Source organism: Arthrobacter sp. SLBN-83, assembly GCF_006715285.1.
Lineage (GTDB): Bacteria > Actinomycetota > Actinomycetes > Actinomycetales > Micrococcaceae > Arthrobacter.
Window position 1 is genome coordinate 1,284,550 of sequence record NZ_VFMX01000001.1, and the last position, 11,338, is coordinate 1,295,887.

General features: G+C 66.6%; 11 protein-coding genes. 10 read left to right on the plus strand and 1 reads right to left on the minus strand.

Translation table 11 applies throughout. From position 1 onward, the window contains the following. The first annotated feature begins 1 nt into the window (after position 1). Genes FBY30_RS05880 through FBY30_RS05900 form a run of 5 tightly spaced genes read left to right on the plus strand, consistent with a single transcriptional unit; the run spans position 2 to position 5,014 of the window. Positions 2-907: a carbohydrate ABC transporter permease gene (locus tag FBY30_RS05880; RefSeq protein WP_142131889.1), complete on the plus strand. Its 906-nt coding sequence runs from the start codon at positions 2-4 to the stop codon at positions 905-907. Positions 908-937: 30 nt separating this feature from the next. Further along, positions 938-2,128, plus strand: coding sequence for a Gfo/Idh/MocA family protein (locus FBY30_RS05885; protein ID WP_142131891.1), 1,191 nt, complete (start codon positions 938-940; stop codon positions 2,126-2,128). Positions 2,129-2,162: 34 nt separating this feature from the next. Then, the gene (locus tag FBY30_RS05890; protein WP_142131893.1) at positions 2,163-3,167 is read left to right on the plus strand and encodes a sugar phosphate isomerase/epimerase family protein; all 1,005 of its coding nucleotides are present in this window, start codon (positions 2,163-2,165) and stop codon (positions 3,165-3,167) included. A gap of 48 nt (positions 3,168-3,215) precedes the next feature. Next, on the plus strand, positions 3,216-3,914 hold the full coding sequence (locus FBY30_RS05895) for a ThuA domain-containing protein (protein WP_142131894.1): 699 nt from the start codon (positions 3,216-3,218) through the stop codon (positions 3,912-3,914). Next, a complete protein-coding gene (locus tag FBY30_RS05900; protein WP_142131895.1) occupies positions 3,899-5,014 on the plus strand; it encodes a Gfo/Idh/MocA family protein in 1,116 nt (371 codons plus the stop codon). The genes FBY30_RS05895 and FBY30_RS05900 overlap by 16 nt, the downstream gene beginning before the upstream one ends. A 33-nt stretch (positions 5,015-5,047) precedes the next feature. Here FBY30_RS05900 and FBY30_RS05905 read toward each other — a convergent pair whose 3' ends face one another. Beyond that, positions 5,048-6,199: a GGDEF domain-containing protein gene (locus tag FBY30_RS05905; RefSeq protein WP_142131897.1), complete on the minus strand. Its 1,152-nt coding sequence runs from the start codon at positions 6,197-6,199 to the stop codon at positions 5,048-5,050. A 146-nt stretch (positions 6,200-6,345) separates the two neighbouring features. Between FBY30_RS05905 and FBY30_RS05910 the strand changes: the two genes are divergently transcribed. The 5 genes from FBY30_RS05910 to FBY30_RS05930 all read left to right on the plus strand — a co-directional run bounded on the left by FBY30_RS05910 (position 6,346) and on the right by FBY30_RS05930 (position 11,301). Then, positions 6,346-6,582, plus strand: coding sequence for a zinc-ribbon domain-containing protein (locus FBY30_RS05910; RefSeq protein ID WP_142131899.1), 237 nt, complete (start codon positions 6,346-6,348; stop codon positions 6,580-6,582). Between the two features lie 128 nt (positions 6,583-6,710). After that, positions 6,711-8,072, plus strand: a complete 1,362-nt coding sequence (locus tag FBY30_RS05915; protein ID WP_142131901.1) for a hemolysin family protein — start codon at positions 6,711-6,713, stop codon at positions 8,070-8,072. Beyond that, positions 8,065-9,105, plus strand: a complete 1,041-nt coding sequence (locus FBY30_RS05920) for a hemolysin family protein (protein ID WP_142131903.1) — start codon at positions 8,065-8,067, stop codon at positions 9,103-9,105. Before FBY30_RS05915 ends, FBY30_RS05920 begins: the two co-directional genes overlap by 8 nt. 290 nt (positions 9,106-9,395) lie before the next feature. Next, the gene (gene rsgA / locus FBY30_RS05925; protein ID WP_442858270.1) at positions 9,396-10,541 is read left to right on the plus strand and encodes a ribosome small subunit-dependent GTPase A; all 1,146 of its coding nucleotides are present in this window, start codon (positions 9,396-9,398) and stop codon (positions 10,539-10,541) included. 43 nt (positions 10,542-10,584) lie between these two features. Next, positions 10,585-11,301 carry an alpha/beta fold hydrolase gene (locus tag FBY30_RS05930; protein WP_142131906.1) on the plus strand — a complete coding sequence of 239 codons (717 nt, stop codon included), beginning with the start codon at positions 10,585-10,587 and terminating at the stop codon, positions 11,299-11,301. Positions 11,302-11,338 lie beyond the last annotated feature (37 nt).

Sequence of the window (11,338 nt, forward strand, 5' to 3'; positions counted from 1 at the left end):
GGTGAGTACCGTCCTGAAAAGCAATACCCAGGAGGCCCGCACCGGATCGGTTGGCGGCTCGGCAGCCGCCAACCGGGGACTCGGCACAAGGCTTCGGCGACTGAACATCCCCGGCGGCCTGGGCGGCTGGATCTGGCTGGCCGTCATCATCCTGCCGGTCTACTACGTGGTGGTCACCAGCCTCAAGACGCAGGCCGGCTACTTCGGCCAGAATCCGCTGTCCCTGCCCACCGAACCCACCCTCGAGAACTATCAGTCTGTCCTCGAGGCGGATTTCGCCCAGTACTTCCTGAACAGCGCCATCGTCACGCTCGGTTCCGTGATTCCGACGGTGCTGATCTCGTTCATGGCATCATTTGCCATCGTCCGCGGCGGCGGCAGGTTCCTCAAGCTGGTCAACGGCATGTTCCTGATGGGACTGGCCATCCCGCTGCAGGCCACCATCATCCCCATCTACCTGATGATCATCCGGCTGAACCTCTATGACAGCCTGCTGGCACTGATGCTGCCGTCCATTGCCTTCGCCATCCCGCTGACGGTGCTGATCCTGTCCAACTTCATCCGCGACGTCCCAAACGAGCTGTTTGAGTCCATGCGGCTGGACGGCTGCAGCGAGTGGCAGACCATGTGGCGGTTGGCCCTGCCCCTGACCCGGCCGGCCATCGTGACGGTTGCCATCTACAACGGGCTGCATGTCTGGAACGGATTCCTGCTTCCGCTGGTGCTGACCCAGAGCCCCAGCCTGCGCGTCCTGCCCCTGGGCCTGTGGACCTTCCAAGGCGAATTCAGCGTCAACATCCCTGCCGTTCTCGCTTCGGTGGTGCTCAGCACCCTGCCCATCCTGGTGCTGTACGTCATCGGCCGGCGCCAGCTGCTGGCAGGCCTGACAGCCGGCTTCAGCAAGTAAACGCCAAGGCTTACAGAGAGGACTTTCAACATGACCACCCCAAAGCCCTTACGGGTCGGCATGGTGGGTTACGCCTTCATGGGTGCAGCCCACTCCCACGCCTGGCGGACCGCACCCCGGTTCTTCGACCTGCCGCTGCAGCCACAGCTCACCGCGGTGGCCGGCAGGAACGCCGACGGCGTCCGTGCCGCGGCGGACAAGCTCGGCTGGGACTCGGTTGAGACTGACTGGCGCCGCCTGATCGAGCGCGATGACATCGACCTTATCGACATCTGCACGCCCGGAAACACCCACGCCGAGATTGCCATCGCCGCCCTTGAGGCCGGCAAACACGTATTGTGCGAGAAGCCGCTGGCCAACTCTGTGGAGGAGGCCGAACGGATGACGCTCGCGGCGGAGACGGCCGCAAAGAACGGCGTCTTCTCCATGTGTGGCTTCAGCTACCGCCGCACCCCTGCGCTGGCACTGGCCAAGCGGTTCGTGGAACAGGGCAGGCTCGGCGAGATCCGCCACATCCGCGCCCAGTACCTGCAGGACTGGCTCTCCGACGCCAACGCCCCCATGACCTGGCGCCTGGACAAGAGCAAGTCAGGTTCCGGCTCCCTGGGTGACATCGGAGCGCACAGCATCGACGCCGCGCAGTGGGTCACGGGCCTGAACATCAGCGGGGTTTCGGCCATGCTGGAAACCTTCGTCCGGGAACGCCCGCTGGCCGGCGACCTGGTGGGACTCGGCGGGCACGGCGACCTCAGCAGCGATGCCCCACGCGGGGAGGTCACCGTTGATGATGCGGCCATTTTCAGCGCAAAGTTCGACGGCGGCACGTCCGCAGGTGCCATCGGCGTCTTTGAAGCCACGCGCTACGCCCTGGGCCGGAAGAACGCCATGCGCCTGGAGGTCAACGGGACCAAGGGTTCCCTCGCCTTCGACTTCGAGGAAATGAACGTCCTGTCCTTCTACGACGCGGCAGAATCCCCCGACGCAGGCTTCCGCCGGATCTTCGTCACCGAACCCGAGCATCCCTACGTGGGGAACTGGTGGCCCACCGGCCACGGCCTGGGGTACGAACACGGCTTCACCCACCAGGTGGTGGACCTCGTCACCGCCATCGGTGAAGGCCGCCAGCCGGAACCGTCATTCGGGGACGCCCTCCAGGTGCAGCGGGTCCTGGCCGCCGTGGAGTCCAGCGCCGCGAATTCCAGCCAGTGGCAAAAAGTCTGAGCACCGTACGGCTTCGATCAATCTAGGAACGCACATGACACGACCAATCACGCTTTTCACCGGCCAGTGGGCCGACCTGCCCTTCGAGGAGGTGGCCCGGCTCGCCGGCGAGTGGGGCTTCGACGGCCTGGAGATCGCCTGCTGGGGAGACCACCTTGACCCACGCCGGGCCGCCGAGGACGACAACTACCTCCAGGGCCGCCTGGACATCCTCGAAAAGAACAACCTCAAGGTGTTCGCCATCGCCAACCACCTGACCGGCCAGGCCGTGTGCGACGACCCCATCGACGAGCGCCACCGGGACATTCTGTCAGCGGAGACCTGGGGCGACGGCGAGCCCGAAGGGGTACGCGGCCGGGCAGCGGAGGCCATGAAGGACACCGCGCGGGCAGCTGCCCGCCTCGGGGTGAAGACCGTAACAGGTTTCACCGGGTCCTCCATCTGGAAGGCAGTGGCCATGTTCCCGCCGGCCTCGCAGGCAATGATCGATGCGGGCTACCAGGACTTCGCCGACCGCTGGAACCCCATCCTCGATGTCTTCGAGGAGGAGGGCGTCCGGTTCGCCCTGGAAGTCCACCCGTCCGAAATCGCCTACGACTACTGGACAGCCAAGCGCACGCTCGAAGCCATCGGGCACCGCGAGAGCTTCGGCCTGAACTTCGATCCCTCCCACTTCATCTGGCAGGACCTGGACCCCGTGATGTTCTTGCAGGACTTCGCGGACAAAATCTTCCACGTCCACGTCAAGGAATCCGTCCGCCAGCTCGACGGCCGCAACGGCCGCCTGGGCTCGCACCTCGCCTGGGCGGACCCCCGGCGCGGCTGGGACTTCGTCACGGCAGGGCATGGCGATGTCCAGTGGAACCGGATCTTCCGTACCCTGAACGCCATTGGCTACGAAGGGCCTACCAGCATCGAATGGGAGGACGCCGGCATGGACCGCCTGATCGGCGCCCCGCAGGCGCTGGCCATGGTCCAGGAACTGGCCCGGATCGCCCCGCCGGCAGCTGCCTTCGACGCCGCCTTCGCCAGCCGCTGACCCCTCGCCTTGCCGGTACACGCCGGCAGCCAAACAAAGGAAACTTCAATGACAGATCGCAAGAACGCGCTGGTCGTCCGTGGCGGCTGGGACGGCCACCAGCCCTACGAGGCCACCGAGCTCTTCATTCCCTACCTCAAGGACAACGGCTATGACGTCCGGGTGGAGGAATCCCCCAAGGTCTATGCCGACGCCGAATACATGGCCGGGGTTGACCTGATCATGCAGTGCATGACCATGAGCACCATCGAGAAGGACGAATTTGCCGGACTGCGGGCGGCCGTGGAGAACGGCACCGGCCTGGCCGGCTGGCACGGCGGAATCGCCGATTCGTACCGGAACACCTCCGACTACCTGCACCTGATCGGGGGCCAGTTCGCCTGCCACCCCGGAAAGCACCCGGACGAGTGCATCGGCGAACAGTCGGACAACTACGTTCCCTACACAGTGAACATGCTGCCCGAAGCCGCGGAACACCCCATCACCAAGGGCATCAAGGACTTCGACCTGGTCACCGAACAGTACTGGGTCCTCGCAGATGACTACATCGATGTCCTGGCCACCACCACGCAGAAAGTCCGCGAGTGGGATCCCTGGCACCGCGAAGTGACCTCCCCTGCCATCTGGACGCGCCAGTGGGGCAAGGGCCGGATCTTTGTCTGCACGCCCGGCCACCGCGTGGAAATCCTGCAGGACCAGAACGTACGCACCATCATCGAAAGGGGCCTGTTGTGGGCAAGCCGTTAAACGTCGGAATCATTGGCTGTGGAGCCATCATCGCCCAGTACCTCACCAACTTCCGGCGGCTGGACCAGGTCCGTCTGGTAGCCGTGGCGGACCTGGATCCTGCACGGGCCCAGGCGGTGGCGGATGATTACGCCGGCGTCCGCGCCGTCTCCGTGGAGGAACTGCTCGCCGCTGACGACGTCGACCTGGTCCTGAACCTGACCATCCCCGCCGCGCACGCCGACGTTGCACTGAAGGCGATCGAGGCCGGCAAGAGCGTCTACGGCGAAAAGCCGCTGGCGGCCACCACTGAAGAGGCACGCAAGGTGCTGGACGCGGCACGCCAGGCAGGCGTCGTCGTCGGCTGTGCCCCTGACACTGTGCTGGGCACCGGGATCCAGACCGCCCGCAAAGCCATTGACGACGGCCTCATCGGCGCCCCCATCTCGGCATCGGCCACCATGGTGACCCCGGGCCACGAGCGCTGGCACCCCAACCCGGACTTCTACTACCAGCCGGGCGGCGGTCCGCTCCTGGACATGGGTCCCTACTATGTCACCGCCCTGGTGACGCTGCTGGGTCCCGTGGTGTCTGTGCTCGGCGCGGCCAGCCATACCCGCAACGAGCGGACCATCGGCTCAGGACCGCGCCAGGGTGAAAAGGTTCCCGTAACCATCGATTCCCACGTGACGGGCATCCTTGTACATGCCTCCGGGGCACTTTCCACCCTTTTCATGAGCTTCGACGCGGTGAAGTCCAAGTCGCCGAACATCGAGATCCACGGCGAGCGCGGCTCCCTGGTGGTGCCGGACCCCAACCACTTCGACGGCGACGTCCAGCTGTTCTCCCTGGGCGCCGAGGACTGGGAAACCCTCCCCGCCTCGGCAGGATATGTCGACGCCGGGCGCGGGTTTGGCATCGCGGATCTCGCTTCCACCCCGCAGGGCAAGGAACCCCGCGCGGGCGGGGCCCTGGCCTACCACGCCCTGGAGGTCATGGAATCTGTCCTCAAGGCCGCTCACAGCGGCATGACGGTCAGCATCCAGAGCACTGTGGAGCGGCCGGAAAGCGTGGCACTGACCGTCCTCGCCGAACAGGCAGACGCCCTCCAGTCCAAGTAGCCACCCGGAACCGCGCCGCCCGCCGCAGCGGAGCTAGTGCAGCTCGTCGCTGCGGGCGGCGCGGTTCCTCCCCAAGGACTTGGCCCTGTAAAGGGCCGCATCCGCTGCGGCGATGAGGCGTTCCACGTCGGAGGTCCGGCCGTCATAGGTCGATATGCCATAACTGACGGTGGGCATCTCCATGCCGTCCGGTGCTGCGGCGCCTGCCAGGCGACTGCTGATTTCCTCCGCAATCGTCTCGGCCCGTTCAGCGCTGGCCCCAGGGACCAGGATCACGAACTCTTCCCCGCCGTACCTGCCGGCCAGGTCGGTGGAGCGGACGGTGGCAACGCAGGCATCGGCGAAGGCTTGAAGCGCCAGGTCGCCGGCGGCGTGGCCGTGGGTATCGTTGACCACTTTGAAATGGTCAAGGTCGGCCAGGATCAGCGCGCCGGAGCCCCCGGTGATGGTCCGGTCAGCCAGCTGTTCGGCAGCGAGGTCCAGGAAGGCCTTGCGGTTCAGCAGTCCGGTGAGGTCGTCCCGGCTGGCAACCACCCGCAGGGCCCGGGTCTGCTGTTCGGTGCTCAACCCGGCCATGCTGAATGACACCACCACCAACAGCACCATGGTCACCATGGTGGTTACGGCCGATCCAAAAACGGTAACGAAAACCGGACTGTCCGGGCCCTCTACCAGGAACGCCAGCCAGCGGAAGAAATAGTAAGCGGACAGCCCGCCTGCAGCCACCGCCATGGGGATGCGCACCCGCGAATAGCCAGGTTCAAGCCGCCACAGCTCACGCGACGCGAGCCCGACGGTCAGGCTCATCGCGGCGAGGAAAACGGGACCGCCGGACCAGGTGTTGGTCGCCGGGTGGTCCAGCAGGGACGCCACCAGGGTGGCAAGGGGGATTCCGGTAAAGGCCCACTTGGGTGGTTGCACGGTCCGCAGCGAGCGCGCTCCCGCCCACACAGCAACCCCGCCGTGCACCAGTAGCGTATTGCCCAGCGGGTTGGCCCACCACTGGTGCGGCGTGCCGTCCAGCAGGAAGCAGCCGGATCCGGAAAGGAAGAACAGCAAGGCCCCGCACCACCACGCACTGTACGGCGAGCGCGTCACCCGGAAGGCGGAAAAGTAGAAGAGGACCACCAGCACCAGGGCCATCAGGCCAAAAGCGATGCGCAGGGTCACCGTATCCAGAACCATGTGCCAGGAGTCCCCCCAAAAGCCCGAATGCTGCCCACGCCAGTATCGCATCCACCCACATGACGCAAAGTATCCCTACCCCGGATGGGTGCCAGCCAAACTCGCCTAGGGTGGGAGGTTAACCGTTCAAACAAGGAAGGCCGGCAATGCTTCTCCTCTTCGGGTTCAAGACCGTGCTCAAGGCGCTGCCGGGCAGGACGGCAACGTGCCCGCACTGCGGCGCGTTCATCCACCACCTACTTGAGGAACAGGCCACCAAGTTCACCCTGTTCTTCATCCCGGTGCTCACGGTGTCCCGGAAGTTCCGGATCACCTGCACCAATTGCGGCTACGTTTCGTCCATCAGCGGACGGCAGAAACGGGCCCTGGAGTTGCGCCGGTAAGCGGCGCTTCCGGAACTTCTCCCCCGGCCGGGGAGTTGAACCGGACATGGACGACCCTCCTTCACACATGCCCTGGCCCCTCTGCCACCTGACCGGAACACCGGCCACCACAGGAGAGGGGCGCCCCAATGTATGAATGGATCATGCTGGGCATCGGCCTGGTCCTGACCGTCGGCACCGGCTTCTTCGTCGCCTCGGAGTTCGCGCTGGTGAACCTGGACCGGCACGATCTCGAAGCACGCCAAGCCCGCGGCGAGAAACGCCTGGGCCCCACCATCAAAGCCCTTCGCATCACCTCCACCCACCTCTCGGGTGCCCAACTGGGCATCACCCTGACCACGTTGCTGACCGGCTACACCTTTGAACCCGCCATCAGCCGCATGCTGAGCGGCCCGCTGCAGTCCGTCGGCGTCCCGGAGGCCTTGGTGCCTGCCGTCGGCTCCGTTGCCGGCATATTCCTGGCCACGATCTTTTCGATGGTGGTGGGCGAGCTTGTCCCAAAGAACTTCGCCCTGGCCCTGCCGCTGGCCACGGCCAAGGTGGTGGTGCCGTTCCAGGCCCTCTTCACGGCCGTGTTCAAGCCCGTGATCCTGCTCTTTAACAACACTGCCAACAAGATCATCCGGGGCTTCGGCATCGAGCCCAAGGAGGAGCTTTCCGGTGCCCGCAGCGCGGAGGAACTGAGCTCCCTGGTGCGCCGCTCCGCCGTCGAAGGCGTCCTGGACCTGGACCACGCCACCCTGCTGCACCGCACGCTCCGCTTCTCCGAGTACAGCGCCGCTGACGTCATGACGCCCCGCGTCAGGATGGCCGCCGTCGGCCTCTCCGACACCGCCGCGGACATCGTTTCCCTGGCCACCGCCACCGGCTACTCCCGGTTTCCCGTGATCGGACGCGACCGGGACGATGTCCTTGGCCTCCTGCACGTGAAGCAGGCGTTCGCCGTCGCCCTGGACCAGCGGGCCGGCACCACAGCGGCGGAGCTCATGATCGAGCCGCTGCGGGTGCCCGAATCCATGGGCGTGGACACCCTCCTGGGCCTGCTGCGGCGCCAGGGGCTCCAGGTGGCCATCGTTTCCGACGAGCATGGCGGCACCGCCGGGATCGTCACCCTGGAGGACCTGGTGGAAGAGATCGTGGGCGAACTGGAGGACGAACACGACCGGGCGCGTGCCGGCGTTGTCCGCGTGGGCCGGTCCATCACGTTCGACGCCGCACTCCGGCCGGACGAGCTGCTGGACCGCACCGGGATCGAAGTGCCTGACGGGGACGAGTACGACACCGTTGGCGGTTTCGTCACTGATCGGCTGGACCGCCTGCCCGAACTGGGCGACGAGGTGGAGGTCGACGGCGGCACCCTCCGCGTGGAGCGCGTGGCAGGCATGCACGTGGAGCGGCTGCGCTTCACGCCCGCCGCATCCGGCGAGCCGCCGCGGAGCCCGCACGACCGGATCATCGACAGCCTGACCCAGGAGCTGACCCATGAGTGAATACCTTCCCGGCATCATCTGGCTGGCGGTGCTCCTGGTGGTCAACGGCTTCTTCGTGGGCGCCGAATTCGCCGTCATCTCCGCCCGCCGCTCCCAGATCGAGCCCCGGGCCGAGGCCGGCAGCAAGGCGGCAAAAACCACGCTCTGGGCCATGGAACACGCCACGCTCATGCTGGCCACCAGCCAGTTGGGCATCACGGTCTGCTCACTGGTCATCCTGAACGTCTCCGAACCGGCCATCCACCACCTTCTGGAGATCCCGCTGGGCCTGACGTCCTTGTCCTACGAGGCGATCAGCATCATCGCGTTCATCGTGGCGCTGCTGCTGGTGACCTTCCTCCACGTAGTGGTGGGCGAGATGGTGCCCAAGAACATCTCCTTCTCGGTCCCCACCCGTGCAGCCCTCCTGCTCGCCCCGCCGTTGGTCATGGTGGCCAAGGTGTTCAAGCCGGTGATCTGGACCCTGAACGGGATTGCCAACTCCATCCTGCGGCTCTTCCGGGTGGAGCCCAAGGACGAGGCCACCAGTGCGTACACGCTGGATGAAGTGGCCACCATCGTGGAACAGTCCACCCGCGACGGCATGCTGACGGACACCACGGGCACCCTGACCAACGCGTTCGAATTCACCGCCAAGACCGTGGCGGACGTCCAGGTGCCCATGGCGGACATGGTGCTGCTGCCGGAAGCCGCCACGCCTGCCGACATCCAGCAGGCCGTGGCAGGGCACGGCTACTCCCGCTACATCCTGACCAACGGTGCCGGGGAGCCCGGCGGCTACCTGCACCTCAAGGACGTCATGGACCTCACCGCGGCTGAGAAATTCCACCGGCCGGTGCCGGCCAAGCGGGTCCGGCGCCTGGCGTCGGCATTTGCGGGAGCCGACCTTGAGGATGCACTGGCGTCGATGCGGCGAACCGGGGCCCACGTGGCCCGCGTGTTCGATGCCCATGGCAGGACCACCGGGATGCTCTTCCTCGAGGACATCATCGAGGAACTGGTGGGCGAGGTGCAGGACGCCACCAGCGCGTAGCCGGTGCTTCGTGGAATTGGGTGCGGTTACCTTTGGGGGGCCGCACCTTTTTTTGCGCGGGCACCCTGGCCCCCGACGGCGGCGGGAACTAAAGTGGGGACCGGTTCCACCCTGCCGTCCCCGGCAGGAGGACCACCCGCACGAGGGAAGGGAGGTGGTTTTGATGACTGCTGTTGCCGCGCGCCGTGAGCGCCCCGCACCCACTCCATCAACCATCCTCCCGGCTGCACGCGCCTGACCGCTGCCCGCCGTCGCGTCGCCGCACCGGGGACCCCCGCAAGGAAACCATCGTGCACAATTCAGGCAACGCCTCAAGCACCACCCAACTGACCGGCACCCTCACCGCGTACGGCTGCACCCCCGCCGTCGCCCGCCACTTCGATCAGCACCCCTGCCCCGGGGCCACGGGACGCGGACGCGTGGTCCGCGTCGACCGCACCCTCCTGCTGGTTGCCGTCGATGACGGGCTGCTCCACCTTCCCTACCCCTTGTCCGGCGAGCCGGCCGTCACCGGGGACTGGGTCTGGACCGGTCCCAACCGCGCCGGAGAACGCCAGATCCTGGCAGTGCTCCCCCGGCGTTCCGAGCTCAGCCGCAAGCGCGCGTTCGAGGACTCCTCCGGGGAGCAGGTCCTGGCCGCGAACATGGACACCGTCGGCGTCGTGGTGCCCGTGGACCGGCCGCTCACGCACAACAGGCTCGAACGCACCCTCGTTGCCGCGTGGGACTCCGGTGCCACCCCCTTGGTGATCATCACCAAGGCGGACCTGGCACAGGTGGCGGACGACGTCGTCGGGAAAGTCATCCTGCAGGCGGCGGGCGTGGAGGTGGTCACCACGTCCGCAGAAAGCGGCGACGGGATCGACGAACTGATGTCCCGCATCCCGCCCGGCGGCACCATTGTGCTCCTGGGCCCGTCCGGCGCCGGCAAATCCACCCTGATCAACGCGCTGGTGGGCAGGAAGGTGCAGCAGACCGGGGAGGTGCGGTCCGGCGACTTCAAAGGCAAGCACACCACCACCTCCCGCGAGCTGGTGCCGCTGTCCAACGGCACCGTGCTGATGGACACTCCCGGGGTGCGTGGCTTCGGGTTGTTCGACGCCGGGGAAGGCCTGGGCGGGATGTTCGGCGATGTGGAGGAACTGGCCGCCGGCTGCCGGTTCGCCGACTGTGCCCACGGGAGTGAGCCGGGCTGCGCGGTCCGGGAGGCGATCGACAGTGGAGCCCTGCCCGAGCGCCGCTGGAACTCCTACCTGAAGATGCAGCGGGAGCTGGCAGCGCTGGCGCGGCGCTCCGATGTCGCGGCCCAGCGCGCGTACCACCGCGAGTGGCGCCAGAAAGTGGTGACGGCGGGAAAGTCGCAGCGCTGGGCGGAGCGGGAGGCCTCTGAACGCGGGAGCCGGAACGGAGGGAAGGACCGGAAGCGGAAGCGGTAGGAATGCCTTATTCCGCGTCGGGGGTGGGGAGTAGGGTTCGGTCATGGACATCATCCTGGTTCCCGGTTTTTGGCTGGACGCTTCGTCGTGGGAGGAGGTGGTGCCGGCCCTGGAAGCGGCGGGACACCGGACCCACCCCCTTACCCTTCCCGGCAAGGAGTCAGTGGACGCCAGCCGGTCGGGCATCAACCTGCAGGACCACATCGATGCGGTGGTGGAGGTCATGGACGGCCTGCCCGGCAAGATGGTCCTGGTGGGGCACTCCGGCGGCGGAGCCATCATCCATGGAGCCGTGGACGCCAGGCCGCAGAAGGTGGAGCGCGCCATCTATGTGGACAGCGGACCCCTGGGTGAAGGCGGCGTGATCAATGACGAGTTGCAGGCTGTCGGGGACGACGTGCCCTTGCCGCCCTGGGAGGATTTTGACAACGCCGACCTGGTGGACCTCGACGATGGGATCCGCCAGGCATTCCGGGCCCGGGCAGTCGCGGAGCCCCGAGGCGTGGCCTACGGCAAGCAGCATTTGCATGACGAGCGGCGCTTCGACGTGGCCGCCACCGTGATCACCTGCGAATTCCCGTCCGCCATGCTCCGGGAGTGGATCGCCGCCGGCCATCCCTTCGTCGCAGAGCTGGCCCGGGTCCGGGACGTGGAGTACATCGACCTGCCCACGGGGCACTGGCCGCAGTTCACCAAGCCGAAGGAACTGGCCAGGGCCATCCTGGCGGCTGTTGGCCGAACGGGGACGGGCGAAGCCTGAAACACTCTTGCGTGCGGCCAAAGCCGTCCCCATAATA